Source organism: Pseudosulfitobacter sp. SM2401 (assembly GCF_042932805.1).
In the GTDB taxonomy this organism is placed as follows: Bacteria; Pseudomonadota; Alphaproteobacteria; order Rhodobacterales; family Rhodobacteraceae; genus Ascidiaceihabitans.
Map to the genome: position 1 here is coordinate 3,892,036 of NZ_CP170633.1, position 16,989 is coordinate 3,909,024.

A 16,989-nucleotide genomic window follows, 5' to 3' on the forward strand; every position below is an offset into this window, starting at 1 on the left:
TGCGCGCTACACATACTAAGAAAATCAACGCGTAAGGTTAAGATGAGCCAGCAAGAAGTCGAAATCACGATTGTGTCCGAGATTGCACAGATCGGTCAGACAGACTGGGATGCCTGCGCGTGCCCCGAGGTCGCGGATGGCGGCCGCCCGAATGATCCGTTCACGACCTACCGGTTCATGAGCGCGCTGGAAGACAGCGGATCGGTTGGTCCGGGCACCGGATGGCAACCGCAATATTTGATGGCAAAGCTGGCGGGCGAAGTGATCGGCGTGGCCCCCCTGTACGTCAAACAGCACAGTCAGGGCGAATACATCTTTGATCACAATTGGGCGCAGGCCTACGAGCGGGCAGGCGGGCGGTATTATCCGAAATTGCAGATCGCTGTACCCCACACGCCCGCGACAGGTCGGCGGTTTTTGGTCAGGCCTGATTTTGCCGAAACGGGGTTCGCCGCGCTGACCCAAGGGGCCACACAACTGGCCGCGAACAATCAGATTTCATCGCTGCACGTGACGTTCTGTACCCAAGCAGAGGCAGAACAGGGTGCCGAAATGGGGCTGATGCCGCGCATGACGCAGCAGTTTCACTGGCTCAATGACGGCTACGGCAGCTTTGATGATTTCCTTGGCTCGCTCAGTTCGCGAAAGCGCAAAAACATCCGCAAGGAACGGGCGCAAGCGCAGGCTTTTGGCGGCGAAATTGTCATTCTGCGCGGTGATCAGATTGAACCCGAACATTGGGATGCGTTCTGGGAATTCTATCAGGACACCGGTGCGCGCAAGTGGGGCACGCCCTATCTGACACGTCAGTTTTTCGATATTGCGCAAGAGACATTGCGCGATGACTTGGCGCTGGTTTTGGCGCGACGCGACGGGCGATGGGTCGCCGGTGCGCTGAACTTTGTTGGGCGCGACACGCTGTATGGCCGCTATTGGGGCTGCAACGAACACCATCCCTGCCTGCACTTTGAATTGTGCTATTATGTGGCCATCGACATCGCTATTGCGGACGGGCTTGGAACGGTCGAAGCAGGTGCGCAGGGCCAACACAAATTGGCGCGCGGGTATTTGCCGACACAAACACACAGCTTGCATTGGGTGGGCGATCCGGGTTTTGCAGAGGCAATCGGATCCTATCTAAAAGCTGAACGTGAAGCGGTCGAAGAAGAGATCGAGATTTTGACGGAATACGGACCCTTTAAGCGGGCCGAAGTTGAGGAACAGGAATAATGGAACGCCTAAGTGAAGAGACACGCGGTACGCTGCTAGATCCTTTGGTCGCCACCGGTTGGACCGTGCAGGAAGACCGTGATGCGATTTTCAAGACTTTCAAGTTTGCTGATTTCGCAGACGCATTCGGCTGGATGACCCGGGTCGCGATCTGGGCCGAAAAATGGAACCACCACCCTGAGTGGGACAATGTGTATTCGACCGTGAATGTGGTTTTGACCACGCATGACGTTGACGGCCTAAGCACGCTGGACGTGAAAATGGCGCGTAAAATGGACGGTCTGGCAGAGCACGCATGATCCAGGACATTCTGAACTACCCGATTTGGCAGGGCAAACCGGTCTCTGATTTTCTGACGCTGGAAATGCTGGCATCAACTGCGGGATCGATTGTTGGCGCGGTCATGATTTTGCTGGTTGGCTGGATTGTGGCGGCGTGGCTGGGGCGTCGCGTGCGCAGGATCGGTCTGGGTCACAAACATTTGGACAACACGCTGTTCAACTTTCTGGGCTCGCTTGTACGCTACATCGTGCTTGGGTTTACCGCGCTGATTTTGATGAACACGTTCGGCATTCAAACCACGTCGATTATTGCCGCTGTCGGTGCGGCGGGGCTGGCCATCGGGCTGGCGTTGCAAGGCACGCTGTCGAATGTGGCGGCGGGTGTGATGCTGATCCTGTTTCGTCCGCTCAAGATCGGTGATTTTGTCGAAGTGAACGGCAAAATGGGCACAGTCAAAGACGTGACGCTGAATTTCACGGAACTGGCCAGCGTCGGCAACGTGCAGATCATCATCCCCAATTCAAAGGTTTGGGGCAACACGATGGAGAATTACTCGGTCTATAAAACCCGCAGGGCAGAGTGGACGTTTGGCGTTGGGTACGGCGTGAACCTGAAGTCAGCCGAAGATGTCATTCGCAAAGTTGTTCTGGCGGATGAGCGCACCCACGCGGACCCCGAACCGTTCATTCAGGTGAACAATCTGGGCGAAAGTTCGGTTGATTTCATTGTGCGGGCTTGGGTCGATTCCAAGGATTACTTTACCTATCAGGCCGACATTAAACGCAAAATGAAAGAGGCGTTGGATCTGGATGGCATCGATATTCCGTTCCCGACACGCATGATGGTGATGCCGCCCGCCAAGGACGGTTGATCCAACGGAAAAAGGCCCCCGCAAGCAGGGGCCTTTTACGACATTTTGATTTGGTGGCTACATCGACGCCAGTAGGCCTTCGCCGCCCGATACGTCACAGACGCCAGGGTTTTCTTCTTCTTGCAGCAACGTCACGGTGCCGTCTTCGACCAGCATTGCGTAGCGTTTTGAGCGGGCCATCAGGCCGGCAGGTGGTGCCGAGAAATCCATGCCGATGCCTGTGGTGAACGCGCTTTCTGCATCGCCCAGCATCGTGATCCCTGCTTCGGTGGCGCCGGTCACTTCGCCCCATGCTTTCATCACAAAGGGGTCGTTCACGGAGACGCAGATGATTTCGTCGACGCCTTTGGCATCAAACTGATCTTTGGTGCGGATAAAGCTGGGCACATGCGCGGAATGGCAGGTCGGTGTGAACGCGCCCGGAACCGCAAAAATCACAACTTTGCGGCCTGCGGTTTTGTCAGACAGCTTGACCGGCGAAGGGCCGTCCGCCGTCATTTCTACCAAAGTTGTGTCGGGAAGTGTGTCGCCTTGTTTGATCGCCATGGTTATTGCCTCTCTGGGGAATTGTGTTTGTCTTGTATGACGATATAGGGTCCGTGACGTAAGCCGACCAGTGGTTTCGCCAAAGGTTTCACGACGAGGAGTTGAGAATGCACAAAGTTATTGTTGTTGGTGCCGGACAGGCGGGGTCGTCGTTTGTCGCCAAACTGTGCAATTCGGATTTTAAAGGCAAGATTACTTTGATCGGGGAAGAGCCTGTGCCGCCCTATCAGCGCCCCCCATTGTCCAAGGCGTATCTGCTGGGTGACATGACGCTGGAGCGGTTGTTCTTGCGTCCTGAGAGCTTTTATTCCGACAACGGTATCGATCTGCGGATGGGCGCGCGCGTGACATCGATTGATGCAAGGGCACAGACTGTTACGGTGGACGGCGACGTGATGCCGTATGACGATCTGGTGCTGACCACAGGATCAACGCCGCGCCGTTTGCCTGCCAGCATTGGCGGTGATCTGGACGGCGTGTTTACGGTACGCACCCTAGCTGATGTGAATGCAATGGCCCCACGATGTGTTGAGGGCGCAAAGGTGTTGATTGTCGGTGGTGGCTACATCGGGCTAGAGGCGGCGGCCGTCGCGTCAAAGCTGGGCCTGAACGTCACGCTGGTTGAAATGTCGGACCGCATTTTACAACGTGTTGCCGCCTCTGAGACCAGTGATTTCTTTCGCGATCTGCACACTCGTCACGGCGTCGATATTCGCGAAGGCGTCGGACTGGAGCGTCTGTTAGGGCAACAAACGGTGCGCGGTGCGCTGTTGACTGACGGCACCAAACTGGAGGCTGATTTTGTGATCGTCGGTGTTGGCATCGCGCCCTCAACAGGCTTGGCTGAACAGGCCGGTGTGGCGGTGGTGAATGGCATCAGCGTTGACGCCAGAGGGCGCACATCAGAGCCGCATATTTGGGCGGCGGGCGACTGCGTGTCCTTTCCGTATCAGGGCGGGCGAATTCGTTTGGAAAGCGTGCCCAATGCGATCGAACAAGCCGAAGTTGCGGCCGAGAACATCTTGGGCAATGCCAAAGAATACATCGCAAAGCCGTGGTTCTGGTCTGATCAGTATGACGTCAAATTGCAGATCGCAGGTTTGAACACCGGATATGACAACGTGGTGACGCGTCGCGTGGATGGGGCGACTTCGTTTTGGTACTATTCCGGCGACACATTGTTGGCAGTAGATGCGATGAACGACCCGCGTGGCTACATGATTGGCAAGCGTCTGATCGAGGCGGGAAAATCCCCCAGCCGCGCGGCGATTGCGGACCCTGATACCGACATGAAAGCCTTGTTGAAAGCGTGAGGATCATCGCGGGAAAATGGCGCAGCACAGCGCTGGCGCAGGTCGGCAAGGGTGACGCTGGCGCGCATTTGCGCCCAACGTCAGACCGCGTGCGCGAAAGCCTGTTTTCCATGCTGACCCACTTGGGCGTGATCGAAAACGCCCGTGTTTTGGACCTGTTTGCAGGTACAGGCGCACTGGCGCTTGAGGCCGTTTCACGCGGTGCGCACGAGGCAGTCTTGGTCGAAAACGGACGGGTTGCGCAGCGTTTGATTTCACAAAACCTCGACAAGTTGCGGTGCCGAGATCAGGTGCAGGTTTTGGGAATGGACGCGACCAAATTGGGCGCTGTTTCTGGCGACCCCTTTGATCTGGTTTTTCTTGATCCGCCCTACGGCAAATCCATGGGGCAGGCGGCGTTGGGCGCGGCATTCAAAGGCAGCTGGTTCGCACCGGATGCGACGATCGTTTGGGAAGAAAGCACACCAATGCAAGCCCCCATTGGTTTCGATTTGCGCGGCCATCGCCGCTACGGCGACACGCATGTCACTGTGTTGGATTATGTGGGTTAGCCCACGGTCGGTCGCCGCATAAACCGGTCAAAAAATGCGGACAAGCCAGCATGGTCATCCAGCGGCAAAACATGTGCAACATACTGGTCGGGCCGGACAACAACGATGCAACCGGATGTTCGATCAATCCCGCGCAGATCAAAGATATCGTTGTCATGATCGGCGTAAAAGATCTTCTCGTAATCTGTTAATCCGAAACGTCCTTTTGAGGGCATCAGGATTGGTGGGGTGCCCTCGGCTGTCAGGTCACCGGTTTGATAAATCGCGCGCAGGTCAATGACATTGTCGCTGTCGGCGCCCTTGGGGGTGTAGGTCTGGATCGGCGCGTGCGGGTCAGTGTCCAGCCAGTCGCACAGCCTGTTCAGCTTAACACTTTTCCGGTCAGCAAAGGCAAAGACGCGCCAGCGCCCATCCGCGACAACCGTGTGCCCAAGGTGCATAGGCTTGCCATCAGACCAACGCATGACTGGCGCTGAATGAAAACGCATGCCGACGGGAAAACCGGTTGCGAGTTCTTGATGCGGCTCGTCGCCGCAAACATTAGACGAATAATACCGGATCGCAGTCCCTGCCGTGAACCGGCCCGCTTGGATAAATGTCCGCTCAAGTTCTTGTGGATCAACGCCATCTGGATTGCGATCCGATTTGACAGGAGCGCTGAATTGACGGGCAAATTCGCGGTCAAAATCGATCAATTCCTGCGCCACGGTTTGGCGCTCTTGGGTGTAGGTGTTCAAGATTCCAGGCGCGTAGGTTCCACGTAACACGCCGGCCAGCTTCCAACCCAGATTGAACGCATCACCCATGGAAACATTCATGCCCTGGCCCGCTTTTGGGCTGTGCGTGTGGCATGAATCCCCGGCGATAAACACAGTCGGATCGCTGTCTTTGCTGCCATTATCGAACCGGTCACACAGCCGTTGCCCGATGTCATAGACCGACCACCACACCACGTCTTTTACGTCCAGTTTGTGAGGATGTAGAATGCGTTGGGCGGCCGCGATCAACTGATCAACAGTCACGTTTTGTCCTGAAACACGTTCGCCTGTGGGCAATTTTTCAAGCTCGATGTACATCCGCACCATGTACCCGCCTTCGCGCGGGATGATCAGGATCGACCCTTCGGATGCGGATTGAACCACGGCTTTGCGCCGAATATCAGGGAAATCAGTGACGGCCAAAATGTCCATCACACCCCAGCCTTTGTTGGCTGAATCGCCTTGCAGTTTGCGTCCGATGGATTTGCGCACCGTGCTGCGCGCGCCTTCGCAACCGATGATGTATTTGGCGGTAACCGTCTTTCGTGTGCCCGTTTGGGTGTGTGCAAAGGTGGCCGTGTTGCCCACGACGTCTTCAAGCTGTTGGCTGTAAACCGGCTGGATCGAGGCCGCGCCATTTCGCATCACCTCGAGGTAGAAATCGTGCACGCGGGCTTGGTTCAGGATCACGTGCGGGAATTCAGACAAACCGTCTTCTGTGTCCTTGATCGTGTTGGTGTGCGTGATGTTTTGAGGGGCGTCTGGATCGGGTTTCCAAAAGCAGGTTTCATTGACCCAATACGCCTCTTTCACGACCTTTTCGGCAAAGCCAAAAGCTTGAAACATCTCGATTGTGCGGCAGGCGATTCCATCTGCCTGACCGACCTTTAAGGGTCCGGGTTTCTGATCGACAATGCAGGTCGTGATGTCTGGAAATTGCGCCAGATAGGCCGCGAGCGTCAGGCCCGTAGGACCGCATCCAACAATCAAAACGTCAACGGCTTCGGGCAAGGTATCAGTCGCGTCGCTCTGGTCCGAATGGATTGCCGGATCGCCAGACGTGTAGCCGTTCAAATGGTATTGCATGCGCGTCCCTTAGGTTGCGCGCACACTATCACCGAATTCAGTCGCGCCAATAGCCGTTGGCCTGCGCAACCGTTTGAAAGTTCGTCGCAACCACGTGGGACGCCATCGTCAGGCTGTCGGCGTTGTTGCTGTAATCCGGACGCATTCGGGCGCGCGCGGCATCATCGGGTTGGGTCATTTTGACAGCCATGCGTGATAGTTTGAGGGCCAGATTGTAACCGTCTTCGGGTGTGTTGGTGATCAGCGAGGGGAGCCAGCTCATATTCATCATTTCCTTTTATCGTTGGCGATTAAATCGTGTGCGATGTTAATACGAGTGACTTGCGTTTGAGTCAATCCATTTATATCGTGCGCGATGTAGTCGTGTGAATTTGGAGAGCTAAATATGACCGCTGAGCCGCTTCCGACAAAAGCAGATGATCTGATTTGCTTCGCTCTCTATTCGGCCAGCCACGCCGTCACGCGTGCCTATGCGCCGATGCTGCGTGAGTTGGGTTTGACCTATCCGCAGTACATCGCGCTGACGTTTTTGTGGGCCGAAGATGGGCTTAGCGTTGGTGGATTAAGTGAGCGAATGAAGATGGAAACCAACACGCTGACGCCCCTGATGAAACGGCTAGAAGCGCTGGGCCACGTTATCCGCACGCGCGGTAAACAGGACGAGCGGCAGGTGTTTGTGCACTTGACTGAACGCGGGCGCGCGATGCAGGTCCATGCGCCCGAAATCACCCGCTGTATTGTTGAGGGCACTGGGTTTGATCTGGCCGAGCTTGAGGCGTTGGTCCAATCCGTCACACGGCTTCGCGACGCAATGACACGCTAGCCGTGCCCGATATCAAACCATAGTCCAGCCATCAGGATCAGGGCATCACGGCACGTAGATTTCAGCACATGTTCGTTCGGCGCATGCTGGCTACAACCGCGATACGAATGCGGCACCCAAACGGTCGGTAGTTCCAAAATCTCGGTGAAACAGGCGTTGGGCAGGGACCCTGCGAGGTTGGGCAGAATGTGCGGAATTTGCCCCGTGGTGTCGGTGATCGAGGCTGCAACACGCGCCACCCACGGATGATCAGGATCAAGACGCGTGGCTTGAAACGCGCCCTCGGGTTCGGACACTTGCACATTTCCAAAGCCATGATCGATCAAGTGTTGGCGCAAAGCAGGCACGATCTGATCCGTGTCGGTGCCAACGACAAATCGCAACTGACACCGCGCGCGCGCACTCCCGTTGATTGCATTTTGCGGGGCATTGATGTCGCCGCTGCTGATCGCCAGAACAGCAAAACTGTTCCACGCGTAGGCGCGCTCGGCAGGCGTCAGCGTTGCCTCTCCCCAGTCGGGGTCGATCTGCGGGCCGCTGTCCGACAGGATCGGCAATCCATCAAGCGCTGCGCGCACGGCGGGTGTCAGGCTGTCGGGTTTCCACGCCTCGATCTGCAATTGCCCGTGCGCATCACAAATAGTGCTGATGGCGTGCGACAACATTTGCACCGGATCGGCCAGCAGCCCACCCCAGTTGCCGGAATGATGCGCGCCCTCCCGCAGATCGACAGTCAAATCGAAATCTACCGCCCCGCGTGATCCCATAAACATCGTCGGTCTATCGGGTTGCAATCGCGGCCCATCCGAGGCGATCAAAACATCGGCGCTCAGCAACTCTTTTTGCGCCTCAAAGAACGCGCCAAGACCAGGAGACCCGATTTCCTCGGACATCTCCATGACGATTTTGACGTTGAACCCAAGGTGACCTTGGGACTGTAAAACAGCCTCCAACGCCGCAATATTTATCAGATGCTGGCCCTTATTGTCCGCCGTGCCACGCCCGTACAACCGGTCTCCGTCTTGCAATAAAACGAACGGATCCATTTCATTTGCCCACTCCCCTGCCTGCCCATGCGTGACGTCGCCGTGGCCATAAATCAGAACTGTGGGTTTGGCGGTATCCTCATGGCGCGTGGCCGTCAGGAATGGTCCACCGGCTGGATCGGGATTGTCGTAAAGCAGCACGTCACAGCCTATCGCCACAAGCCGTGGTTCTATTTGTTCTGATAAATAAATACTCAATCGTCCACCCGCTTCAGCCACCTGGCTGGTTGTCGGGTGGGCGAGCATTGCGGCCAATTCCGTCTGGAATTGCCCGCTGTCGAAATACTGCGCGGCGGCGGCTGTGGCTGCCGCCTTACCCATATGTCGGGTGGAACGTGCCTGCGGGCGACAGGGTGAAAATTTCCACTCCGGTTTCGGTGACGCCAACGGAATGTTCGAATTGCGCGGACAGTGATTTGTCGCGGGTTACGGCGGTCCAGTCGTCGGCGAGCGTTTTGGTTTCAGCGCGCCCCAAATTCACCATGGGTTCGATGGTGAAAAACATGCCGGGTTCTAGAACCGCGCCGGTACCCGGACGGCCGTAGTGGACCACATTGGGCGGCGCGTGAAACACACGGCCCAGCCCGTGCCCGCAGAAATCGCGCACAACCGACATGCGATGGCTTTCCACGTAGGCTTGGATCGCGTGACCGATGTCACCAAAAGTGTTGCCCGGCTTGACGGCCTCAATCCCCAGCATCAAGGAATCGTGGGTGACTTGGATCAGGCGTTCGGCTTTGCGTGGCAATTTGCCTGCCACATACATGCGCGAGGTGTCGCCAAACCAGCCATCCACAATGACGGTGACGTCGATGTTGACGATGTCGCCGTCGTTCAGTTTCTTGTCGCCTGGGATGCCGTGACAGACCACGTGGTTCACCGAAATGCACGACGCGTGTTGATAGCCTTTGTACCCGATGGTCGCTGATTTCGCGCCCGCCGCGTCCACCATGTCGGTGATGACCTTGTCGATGGCGGCAGTCGTTTGACCAACAAAGACATGCTCTGACATGGCGTCCAGAATCTGCGCGGCAAGCTTGCCTGCAGCCAACATTCCGGCGCTGTCGGAGGGGTCATAAATGCGAATGCCGTCTTTGGTCAGGCGGCCACGGTTTTCAGTGTTCAAAGGGTCGGCTCCGAAATTGTGTTGCTTTGTATTTAGCGCGCCTATGCGCAAAGGGCTAGATATCGATTTTCAGTGGGTCAGCGATTGTGATTTCATCAGGGCTGATGTGTGTGCCGATGCAGAGCGTTTCAACACCTGCTGCACGCGCCGCAATGTAGGCGGCGTGGTATTTGGGATCGATGTCCTGCGCGAGACCAAAACGCGTGCAATCGGTGCGTTGCACCAGATACAGCATGACCGCGCGGTGCCCCAAGGCCACCATATTGGCCAACTCGTTCAGGTGCTTGGCCCCGCGCGTGGTCACGCTGTCGGGGAATTCTGCCAACTGCGGTTCGCGGTTCAGCGTCACGGATTTCACCTCGACGTAGGCATCTGGCAACCCGTCTTGGGTCAGCAGGAAATCGATGCGGGAATTCTCGCCGTATTTCACCTCGGGTCGCACGGTTTTGTAGGCGGAAAGCCCTTCAATCTCGCCGTTTTCCAAGGCCGTGCGCAGCGCCCGATTGGGAACAGACGTATCAACACCCGTAAAATGCCCGTTCTCGTGTTCAATCAACCGCCAGCCGAACTTTAGCTTTTTCTTGGGGTCATCATTGGGTTCCAGCCAAACTTTGATCCCCTCGTCTTTCATCCCCATCATTGAACCGGGGTTGGCGCAATGGGCGGTGATTTCACGACCGTCGTCCAGTCTGCAATCGGCCAAAAACCGTTTGTAGCGACGAATAAGGCGGGCGGGGACAAGATCGGTTTGAAAGCGCATGACCGCAGGCCTATACCTAAGGGCGAACCGTCTCAAGGAGTCTAATATGGCGAATCCCTCGGCTGCAATGCTTGTGATCGGAGACGAGATCCTGTCCGGCCGCACGCGCGATGCAAACATGCATTATCTTGCCGGACAATTGACCGAGGCAGGCATCGATCTGCGCGAAGTCCGCGTGGTCAGCGATGATCCTGCCGCGATCGTATCGGCGGTGCGCGCGCTGTCAGATGCCCATGAAACGGTGTTCACATCAGGCGGCATCGGCCCGACCCACGATGATATTACGGCAGATTGCATGGCCGAAGCCTTTGGTGATAAAATCGACGTGCGCCCCGATGCCCGCGCGCTGTTGCAGGCGCATTATGACAAACAGGGCGTCGAGCTGAACGAGGCGCGCCTGCGGATGGCGCGCATTCCCGACAGTGCTGCGTTGATCGACAATCCTGTGTCCGTCGCCCCCGGTTTCACGATCAGGAACGTGCACGTGATGGCCGGTGTGCCTGCGGTATTTCAGGCGATGGTTGCGACGGTTTTGCCGACCTTGACGGGGGGTGATCCGCTGATTTCCAAAACCTTGCGGATTGAACGGGGCGAAGGCGACATTGCAGGGCCGCTGGGCATGCTGGCCAAGACCTATCCTGATTTGTCGCTGGGCAGTTATCCCTATCAAAAAGACGGCAAATACGGCGCGAACATCGTGATCCGTGGGACCGACGGCGTACGGGTGGATACAGCGATTGCCGAACTGGCGCTGGCGTTTCCTGCATGAGCGTGACGATGGACAATATCTATGCGGCGACCGACGCCACGTGGCCGCCTGCGCGGGTCTGGCAAGATGGCCCGCTGACCCTGCGCGAGGGGCAGGGCGGCGGTGGGCGTGTGTCCTCTGCCACGCAAGACCAGCCGGTCACGGATGCAGATATCACAAACGCTGAACAGGCGATGCGCGCCCTTGGCCAAGTGCCGCGGTTCCAGATTCGCAATGGCCACGACGCCCTTGATGCGTTGCTGGATGCGCGCGGGTACGAGGTGCTGGACGAGACGGTGATTTACGTTGCGCCCATCGACATGCTGACTGACATTGCGATCCCGCGCGTCACCACGTTTTGCGTCTGGGAACCACTGGCGATCATGAACGAGATTTGGGCCAAAGGCGGCATTGGTCCTGCCCGTCTGAACATTATGGCGCGTGCCAAAACCAAAACGGGCATTTTATCGCGTTGGAACGAAAAACCAGCCGGTGTCGCGTTTGCCGGGCTGCACGACCGCATTTGCATGGTGCACGCAGTCGAGGTTTTACCCCACCAGCGTCGCATGGGCGTCGCCGTTTGGATGATGCGCCAAGCTGCGTTTTGGGGGCAATCCCAAGGTGCTGATACAATCGCGCTGATGACCACGCGCGCCAATGCAGGCGCAAATGCGCTGTACGCTGGATTAGGATTTAGTGAAATCGGCGGCTATCACTACCGCCATCTGCCAAAAGGATAATTGGATGAGTTACGCCAAACCCCACGCCCTTGATCTGCCAATGGCCGACCCGCTGCCCGAAAATACGCAAAAGTATTTCGACATCTGTCAGGACAAGCTGGGGATGATCCCGAATGTGCTGCAATCGTATGCCTTTGATATCGCCAAGCTGGATGCGTTCACGGCGATGTACAATGATCTGATGTTGGCCGAATCTGGTCTGTCCAAGCTCGAGCGCGAAATGATCGCGGTCGTCGTGTCGTCGATCAACAAATGCTTTTACTGCCTGACAGCGCATGGTGCTGCGGTGCGTCAGTTGTCTGGTGATCCGATCTTGGGCGAACAGATGGTGATGAACTGGCGTGCAGCGGATTTGGATGCGCGCATGACGGCCGTTTTGGAATTCACTGAAAACCTGACCATTGCCAGCGCGAAAACCACCGAAAGTGACCGCCAAGCCTTGCGTGATGTGGGCCTTAGCGATCGTGACATCTTTGATTTGGCGTCGGTTGTCGGCTTTTTCAACATGACCAACCGCGTCGCCAGCGGCATCGATATGCGCCCTAATGACGCCTATCACGCGCAGCACCGATGATCTCTGCAAAGGTCCGGTGCGGGCTGCTTTCACTTGCGTTGATGTCTGTGTCGCTGCCGGCTGCGGCGCTTGATCTGGTCTTGCCCCAGAACGCGCGGAAGACGATTGAACGAAACAGCAAGCTGGACAGCTATGCCGCCCCGATTGGCCCGTTTGAAAATGGCACGCTAGAAACCCGCCTGATCGAAGGCGCAGTCCGGCGATCCGCGTGGAAAATTGCATCCCCGGGATTGACCACTTTGCAAGTCTTGGCGCCTTTGCGCGATCAACTGCAAGAGGCGGGGTATCAGGTGGTTCTGGACTGCGATCATCGCACTTGCGGCGGTTTTGATTTCCGGTTCGGGACCGAAGTAATGCCGGCCCCCAGCATGTTTGTGAACATCCGCGCTTACCGCTTTGTGCTTGGGATCAAAGGAACCGATGCCAACCCTGATCAGGTGGTCGGATTGTTGGTCAGCGCGTCCGATACGGCGTCGCATGTGCAAATCATCCAAGCGGGCCAATTGGACGGCGACACCGGCCAAATCAAGACGGGCGCAAGCGTGCCGACCGGCGTCACACCCGATGGGACCAGTGCGCCGTTCGAGACGGTTTTGCTGTCCACAGGTTCTGTCGTGTTGGATGGATTGGATTTCGCCACAGGTACCTCTGACTTGGGCGCAGGCCCGTTTCCGGTGCTCAAATCCATCGCGGATTTTTTGAAAACGCGTGACGATGTGCGCGTGGCGTTGGTGGGGCATACGGACAGCGTCGGTTCACTGGACAACAACATTGCCCTGTCCAAAAGACGCGCGGCATCGGTGCGGGCGCGATTGATCGAAACCTACGGGGTAGCACCTGCACGTCTCGACGCCGAAGGGATGGGCTATCTTTCGCCCCTAACATCCAATCTCGACAAGGCCGGGCGCGAAGCCAATCGCCGCGTCGAGGCGATCATTCTGCCCCTCAATTAAACCCCTGACGATACGAAAAAGCCCCGATGCGAAATGAATGCACCGGGGTTTCAGGTGGTTTTCCGAGGGGAGGTTGGAAAATCTTGTTCAGCTAGATCAGGACCAGACGGATGGGCCTTTTTCAGCGAATTCATGTACGAGAAAGTCGATGAACGCGCGGACTTTTGGCTGTGTAAAGCGCCCGGGCGGATAGACCGCGTAGATGCCTTGGGTTTCCATCGGCAGTTCTGGAATGGCGTCAACAACCAGACCTTGTTCCATCGCATCAGCGTAAAGGTAGCTAGGCAAATAGGCGATCCCGAGACCGGAAATGGCCGCGTTCAGCAATGATTGACCATCGTTGACAGACAGCCAGCCTGCGGTGCGCACTTGGCGTTTTTCACCGGACGGGGCCGTCAGTTTCCACATGTTGCCCGACGATTGGTTCGAGTAATGCAACAGCTTGTGATCATTCAGATCGTCGATCTTTTCAGGGCGCCCGTATTTTTCAAAATAGGCAGGTGATGCGATCATGCGCTTGGTGGTTTCCGTCAATTTGCGGGCCCGCAGGGTGCTGTCTTCCAGCTCTCCGATGCGCACGGCCATGTCAAAACCTTCGGAAATCAGTTCAACGTAGCGGTTGTTCAGGACCATGTTGACGGTAATGTCCGGGAAATCTTCTAGGAATTCGGACAGCGCGGGGGACAAATGATTGACCCCGAAATCCGTCGCAACCGAGATGCGCAACAAACCCGATGGGGCGGATTGCATGGACGTCACCAGCGCGTCCGCTTCACCGGCGTCATTCAGGACGCGGCGGGCACGGTCGTAATAGGCAAGACCGATTTCGGTTGGCGACACACGACGTGTTGTCCGGTTCAAAAGGCGCGCACCAAGGCGGGCCTCTAGCGATGAGACGTGTTTAGAGACGGCGGACTTTGAGATGCCCATCTTCTTGGCCGCGTCGGTAAAGCCACCTTGGTCTACGACCGTGGCAAAAGCTTCCATTTCAGTAAGGCGGTCCATTGGCCGTTCCCTTCAACAAATTCGATTAATGCTCGTTTCTTGGACCTTGTATCGCGGTCAATCTGGGCACAATCGGGGCGGGGGTGGGACAATGCCAAGGTTATTGCAGGGATCGTTCGTGGCACGGAAACAACGAAACGATCCGTTTCCAATGCCCGAGATTTGGCAGAAGCCCATAGAACACGTGGGCATTGGGCATGCGCGTTGGATGGGCGGTTGTGGCAGTAAGGTGGCTTAGATGTCGGACACGGTTCCGGCCCAAGCCTCGAACGCTTGTGCCTCGGATGCGGTGACATCACCTTGATCGCCGCCGATTAACAAGTAGGCCAAGCCGTCGCGGTTCCAGCTGGCTGCGGCCATGCCTTGGATCGTTTCGGGCACCATGGCTTTGGCGTCATTGGATTTGGCCGCAATGATGCACAGCGCAACCGGCGTGCCATCGGGGCGGGTAAAGGCAAGCTGGATCAGCGGTTTGCCGTTGAACCCAAGAACCTGAGCGCGTTTGAAATCCAACCCCTGAACCTGTGGCAATTGCGAAATGTCCGCACCCAAAGCGGCGGAAACGACGGCCAGTTGGGCAGAGGCTTCGGCGTCGCTGGGCGATTTCGCCATCAGGGTTTCGTTGGAATACAGCGATTGGTAGCTGGCAACGACGGCTTTCCAACCGGGGGCTTTGGGTTGAGCAGGCAATAGATCCGGCAGGAACAGCATCATCGCAACACCTGCGGCAATGCCCGTACCGACCAACGCAAAACTGCCAAGAAAACTTGGGCGCACATTTTTATTCGCGGCTTTGGTCGCCTGCTTTTGCTGCTTTTTCAGATCAGGCATCGCAGGGGCGTCATCCAGAACGGTGCTGAACAGTGTTGTCAGCGCGGATTTGTCGATATCCAACGCCGCGATCTGATCGGCCAACGCGTCATTCGTTTCCAAAGCCGCATCAATGGCCACACACAGGTTTTCGCCTGCTTCCCCGTCAAGGTAGGCGGTCAACTGTTGGTCCGTGAAGTGTGCCTCGTGTATCATTCTGCGGCCCCTTTGCCGGCGTCGGTCTTTTGGTCTTCATCTTTTGGCATCGCGGCAACAATGACGCGGCGCGCCGCAGCAAGGCGGCTCATCACGGTTCCGATCGGGATTTCCATGATGTTGGCCGCTTCTTTGTAACTGAACCCCTCGACGTAGACCAAAAGCACCGATTGGCGCTGGCCCACAGGTAGGGCGTTCACCTGAGATAACACGTCACGGGCAAATATATTCGTTTCTGAATCTGGTTTATCGTCGCGCAGGTCCACATCTTCGACCGGAACCACGCCTTTGCCGATGCGCACCTTTCGGGATCGCAACTCGTTTAGCCACACCCGTTGCGCCATGCGAAACATCCAGCGGTCCAGATGCGTGCCTGCCTCGAATTTGTCGGCTTGTTCGATTGCGCGCAGGCAGGTCGCTTGGGCCAGGTCATCGGCCCAGTCACGCTGCCCGGTCACGGCCATGCAATAGCGCCACAAGCGCGGGAAAACCGCGTTCATGTCATTGTGGACTTGGGCCTGAGACTCGGGTGAAATAGCGTTGTGTCCTTGATCGTTGGGCTGAGTGTTACCCGAGTGCTGCGGCTATATCCAGCGCAACCATCGCAGGGCGGCCATCAGGATCACGCCCAACGCGGCCATGCCTAGACACAAAAGGGTGAATGCCATCGGGCTTTCGACACCCGGCATGCCGCCGACGTTCACGCCAAAGACACCGGTCAAAAACCCAAGGGGCAGGAACACCGCCGCGACGATCGACAAAACATAGCTGTTACGCCCGTGCAGGGCGCTGGTCTGGCTGTCGTGGAGGTCTTGCAAGGCCCCAAGCCGCCCGTTCAGTGAATCGAGTTCTTCGACGTGCAGGATCGTCTGGTTCGCAACTTCGCGCTGGGCGGCACTGTCACCTTGCATCGCATCCGTTAGCCGCAAAAGAGCGTCACGTTGCGGTCCCAGATAGCGGCGCAGGCGAATCGCTTGGCGGCGCAACTCGCCCATGTCAGCAGGTAGCGCGACGGCAGAACCGCCCTGGTCTTCTTCGATCTGCTCGACCCGATCGGCCAAATCAAACACCACATCCTGAACACGGCGCGACAATGCGCATGACAGGACGTTTACAAAATCTGAGGGTGAAGCAGGGGCCGTCCCGTTTGCGCAAGATTGGCGGATGTCATCCAAAGCAAAGACTTTGCGGACCCGAACCGTGACCACAGTTTTATCGGTGACCCACAATCGCACCGACACCATTTGGTCGGTGGGCCCATCGCTGTTCAAATTCACGCCGCGCAGGTTCAGGATCAACCCGTCGGCGTAACGGTCACAGCGCGGGCGGGTTTGGGATTGCAACAAGGCGGCGGCGGGCAATTCGGGAACATGCGCTGCCGCCCAATCTGGCAAATCAGGATCGGTCAGATCAAAGTGCCACCACCGGTAGGCGGCGTTGCCTGTGGGGGCGATATCGTGAACCGCAGTGGCGGTCCCGTCGTCGGCAATATCAAAGGCACAAATCGGCATGGGCGAGATCCAGTTTTTATCCCGCCCAACTTGCCTGATT

At 57.0% G+C, this 16,989-nt stretch carries 20 protein-coding genes; 10 read left to right on the forward strand and 10 right to left on the reverse strand.

Annotation, left to right across the window (positions count from 1 at the left end; translation table 11 throughout):
• Window positions 1–42: 42 nt before the first annotated feature.
• The 3 genes from ACFIO0_RS19110 to ACFIO0_RS19120 are packed head-to-tail and all read left to right on the forward strand — an operon-like array spanning window position 43 to window position 2,383.
• A complete protein-coding gene (locus tag ACFIO0_RS19110) occupies window positions 43–1,230 on the forward strand; it encodes a GNAT family N-acetyltransferase (protein ID WP_390911989.1) in 1,188 nt (395 codons plus the stop codon).
• Complete coding sequence (locus ACFIO0_RS19115; protein ID WP_390915370.1) at window positions 1,227–1,529, forward strand: 4a-hydroxytetrahydrobiopterin dehydratase; 303 nt, start codon at window positions 1,227–1,229, stop codon at window positions 1,527–1,529. The genes ACFIO0_RS19110 and ACFIO0_RS19115 overlap by 4 nt, the downstream gene beginning before the upstream one ends.
• Complete coding sequence (locus tag ACFIO0_RS19120; RefSeq protein WP_390911990.1) at window positions 1,526–2,383, forward strand: mechanosensitive ion channel domain-containing protein; 858 nt, start codon at window positions 1,526–1,528, stop codon at window positions 2,381–2,383. Before ACFIO0_RS19115 ends, ACFIO0_RS19120 begins: the two co-directional genes overlap by 4 nt.
• 57 nt (window positions 2,384–2,440) lie before the next feature.
• Here the strand turns inward: ACFIO0_RS19120 and ACFIO0_RS19125 are convergent, their stop codons facing one another.
• Window positions 2,441–2,929 carry a redoxin family protein gene (locus ACFIO0_RS19125; RefSeq protein ID WP_390911991.1) on the reverse strand — a complete coding sequence of 163 codons (489 nt, stop codon included), beginning with the start codon at window positions 2,927–2,929 and terminating at the stop codon, window positions 2,441–2,443.
• A gap of 107 nt (window positions 2,930–3,036) precedes the next feature.
• Here ACFIO0_RS19125 and ACFIO0_RS19130 point away from each other — a divergent pair, with 107 nt between their 5' ends.
• Both ACFIO0_RS19130 and rsmD read left to right on the forward strand, forming a co-directional pair.
• Window positions 3,037–4,242 carry an FAD-dependent oxidoreductase gene (locus tag ACFIO0_RS19130; protein WP_390911992.1) on the forward strand — a complete coding sequence of 402 codons (1,206 nt, stop codon included), beginning with the start codon at window positions 3,037–3,039 and terminating at the stop codon, window positions 4,240–4,242.
• Window positions 4,239–4,793, forward strand: a complete 555-nt coding sequence (rsmD, locus tag ACFIO0_RS19135) for a 16S rRNA (guanine(966)-N(2))-methyltransferase RsmD (protein WP_390911993.1) — start codon at window positions 4,239–4,241, stop codon at window positions 4,791–4,793. The genes ACFIO0_RS19130 and rsmD overlap by 4 nt, the downstream gene beginning before the upstream one ends.
• Here the strand turns inward: rsmD and ACFIO0_RS19140 are convergent.
• Window positions 4,790–6,637, reverse strand: coding sequence for an FAD-dependent monooxygenase (locus ACFIO0_RS19140; protein ID WP_390911994.1), 1,848 nt, complete (start codon window positions 6,635–6,637; stop codon window positions 4,790–4,792). The genes rsmD and ACFIO0_RS19140 overlap by 4 nt on opposite strands.
• 37 nt (window positions 6,638–6,674) lie before the next feature.
• Complete coding sequence (locus ACFIO0_RS19145; protein WP_390911995.1) at window positions 6,675–6,899, reverse strand: hexameric tyrosine-coordinated heme protein; 225 nt, start codon at window positions 6,897–6,899, stop codon at window positions 6,675–6,677.
• Window positions 6,900–7,022: 123 nt separating this feature from the next.
• Between ACFIO0_RS19145 and ACFIO0_RS19150 the strand changes: the two genes are divergently transcribed.
• Window positions 7,023–7,460: a MarR family transcriptional regulator gene (locus ACFIO0_RS19150; RefSeq protein WP_390911996.1), complete on the forward strand. Its 438-nt coding sequence runs from the start codon at window positions 7,023–7,025 to the stop codon at window positions 7,458–7,460.
• Here the strand turns inward: ACFIO0_RS19150 and ACFIO0_RS19155 are convergent.
• From ACFIO0_RS19155 to sfsA, 3 genes are read right to left on the reverse strand one after another with little or no spacing between them, the layout of a single operon-like run.
• Entirely contained in the window at window positions 7,457–8,827 is a 1,371-nt protein-coding gene (locus ACFIO0_RS19155) for a M20/M25/M40 family metallo-hydrolase (protein ID WP_390911997.1), read from the reverse strand. The two genes, ACFIO0_RS19150 and ACFIO0_RS19155, sit on opposite strands and share 4 nt — an antisense overlap.
• On the reverse strand, window positions 8,820–9,632 hold the full coding sequence (map, locus tag ACFIO0_RS19160) for a type I methionyl aminopeptidase (protein ID WP_390911998.1): 813 nt from the start codon (window positions 9,630–9,632) through the stop codon (window positions 8,820–8,822). Before map ends, ACFIO0_RS19155 begins: the two co-directional genes overlap by 8 nt.
• 55 nt (window positions 9,633–9,687) lie before the next feature.
• Window positions 9,688–10,392, reverse strand: a complete 705-nt coding sequence (gene sfsA, locus ACFIO0_RS19165) for a DNA/RNA nuclease SfsA (protein WP_390911999.1) — start codon at window positions 10,390–10,392, stop codon at window positions 9,688–9,690.
• A 46-nt stretch (window positions 10,393–10,438) separates the two neighbouring features.
• On the opposite strand from sfsA, the gene ACFIO0_RS19170 reads away from it, so the two are divergent.
• From ACFIO0_RS19170 to ACFIO0_RS19185, 4 genes are read left to right on the forward strand one after another with little or no spacing between them, the layout of a single operon-like run.
• Window positions 10,439–11,161, forward strand: coding sequence for a molybdopterin-binding protein (locus tag ACFIO0_RS19170; protein WP_390912000.1), 723 nt, complete (start codon window positions 10,439–10,441; stop codon window positions 11,159–11,161).
• The gene (locus tag ACFIO0_RS19175; RefSeq protein ID WP_390912001.1) at window positions 11,158–11,880 is read left to right on the forward strand and encodes a GNAT family N-acetyltransferase; all 723 of its coding nucleotides are present in this window, start codon (window positions 11,158–11,160) and stop codon (window positions 11,878–11,880) included. Before ACFIO0_RS19170 ends, ACFIO0_RS19175 begins: the two co-directional genes overlap by 4 nt.
• Window positions 11,881–11,884: 4 nt before the next feature.
• Window positions 11,885–12,454 (forward strand): peroxidase-related enzyme, encoded by a 570-nt coding sequence (locus tag ACFIO0_RS19180; RefSeq protein WP_390912002.1) that lies wholly within the window; start codon window positions 11,885–11,887, stop codon window positions 12,452–12,454.
• Window positions 12,451–13,407, forward strand: a complete 957-nt coding sequence (locus ACFIO0_RS19185; protein WP_390912003.1) for an OmpA family protein — start codon at window positions 12,451–12,453, stop codon at window positions 13,405–13,407. Before ACFIO0_RS19180 ends, ACFIO0_RS19185 begins: the two co-directional genes overlap by 4 nt.
• Before the next feature lie 96 nt (window positions 13,408–13,503).
• Here the strand turns inward: ACFIO0_RS19185 and ACFIO0_RS19190 are convergent, their stop codons facing one another.
• From ACFIO0_RS19190 to ACFIO0_RS19205, 4 genes are all read right to left on the reverse strand, one after another.
• Window positions 13,504–14,412 carry a LysR substrate-binding domain-containing protein gene (locus ACFIO0_RS19190; protein WP_390912004.1) on the reverse strand — a complete coding sequence of 303 codons (909 nt, stop codon included), beginning with the start codon at window positions 14,410–14,412 and terminating at the stop codon, window positions 13,504–13,506.
• 234 nt (window positions 14,413–14,646) lie between these two features.
• Window positions 14,647–15,438, reverse strand: a complete 792-nt coding sequence (locus ACFIO0_RS19195) for a hypothetical protein (protein ID WP_390912005.1) — start codon at window positions 15,436–15,438, stop codon at window positions 14,647–14,649.
• Window positions 15,435–15,938 (reverse strand): sigma-70 family RNA polymerase sigma factor, encoded by a 504-nt coding sequence (locus ACFIO0_RS19200; protein WP_390912006.1) that lies wholly within the window; start codon window positions 15,936–15,938, stop codon window positions 15,435–15,437. Before ACFIO0_RS19200 ends, ACFIO0_RS19195 begins: the two co-directional genes overlap by 4 nt.
• A gap of 84 nt (window positions 15,939–16,022) precedes the next feature.
• Window positions 16,023–16,949, reverse strand: a complete 927-nt coding sequence (locus ACFIO0_RS19205; protein WP_390912007.1) for a CorA family divalent cation transporter — start codon at window positions 16,947–16,949, stop codon at window positions 16,023–16,025.
• Between the last annotated feature and the right edge of the window lie 40 nt (window positions 16,950–16,989).

What these genes read in the sequence shown, in the direction of transcription:
- ACFIO0_RS19175 (WP_390912001.1), top strand. Translation starts at nt 11,158, where the DNA reads ATGAGCGTGACGATGGACAATATCTATGCGGCGACCGACGCCACGTGG.
- ACFIO0_RS19200 (WP_390912006.1), bottom strand. Translation starts at nt 15,938, where the DNA reads ATGAACGCGGTTTTCCCGCGCTTGTGGCGCTATTGCATGGCCGTGACC.
- ACFIO0_RS19140 (WP_390911994.1), bottom strand. Translation starts at nt 6,637, where the DNA reads ATGCAATACCATTTGAACGGCTACACGTCTGGCGATCCGGCAATCCAT.
- ACFIO0_RS19150 (WP_390911996.1), top strand. Translation starts at nt 7,023, where the DNA reads ATGACCGCTGAGCCGCTTCCGACAAAAGCAGATGATCTGATTTGCTTC.
- ACFIO0_RS19180 (WP_390912002.1), top strand. Translation starts at nt 11,885, where the DNA reads ATGAGTTACGCCAAACCCCACGCCCTTGATCTGCCAATGGCCGACCCG.
- ACFIO0_RS19185 (WP_390912003.1), top strand. Translation starts at nt 12,451, where the DNA reads ATGATCTCTGCAAAGGTCCGGTGCGGGCTGCTTTCACTTGCGTTGATG.
- ACFIO0_RS19120 (WP_390911990.1), top strand. Translation starts at nt 1,526, where the DNA reads ATGATCCAGGACATTCTGAACTACCCGATTTGGCAGGGCAAACCGGTC.
- ACFIO0_RS19145 (WP_390911995.1), bottom strand. Translation starts at nt 6,899, where the DNA reads ATGAGCTGGCTCCCCTCGCTGATCACCAACACACCCGAAGACGGTTAC.
- ACFIO0_RS19195 (WP_390912005.1), bottom strand. Translation starts at nt 15,438, where the DNA reads ATGATACACGAGGCACACTTCACGGACCAACAGTTGACCGCCTACCTT.
- ACFIO0_RS19190 (WP_390912004.1), bottom strand. Translation starts at nt 14,412, where the DNA reads ATGGACCGCCTTACTGAAATGGAAGCTTTTGCCACGGTCGTAGACCAA.
- ACFIO0_RS19155 (WP_390911997.1), bottom strand. Translation starts at nt 8,827, where the DNA reads ATGGGTAAGGCGGCAGCCACAGCCGCCGCCGCGCAGTATTTCGACAGC.
- ACFIO0_RS19205 (WP_390912007.1), bottom strand. Translation starts at nt 16,949, where the DNA reads ATGCCGATTTGTGCCTTTGATATTGCCGACGACGGGACCGCCACTGCG.
- sfsA (WP_390911999.1), bottom strand. Translation starts at nt 10,392, where the DNA reads ATGCGCTTTCAAACCGATCTTGTCCCCGCCCGCCTTATTCGTCGCTAC.
- ACFIO0_RS19110 (WP_390911989.1), top strand. Translation starts at nt 43, where the DNA reads ATGAGCCAGCAAGAAGTCGAAATCACGATTGTGTCCGAGATTGCACAG.
- ACFIO0_RS19130 (WP_390911992.1), top strand. Translation starts at nt 3,037, where the DNA reads ATGCACAAAGTTATTGTTGTTGGTGCCGGACAGGCGGGGTCGTCGTTT.
- ACFIO0_RS19125 (WP_390911991.1), bottom strand. Translation starts at nt 2,929, where the DNA reads ATGGCGATCAAACAAGGCGACACACTTCCCGACACAACTTTGGTAGAA.
- ACFIO0_RS19170 (WP_390912000.1), top strand. Translation starts at nt 10,439, where the DNA reads ATGGCGAATCCCTCGGCTGCAATGCTTGTGATCGGAGACGAGATCCTG.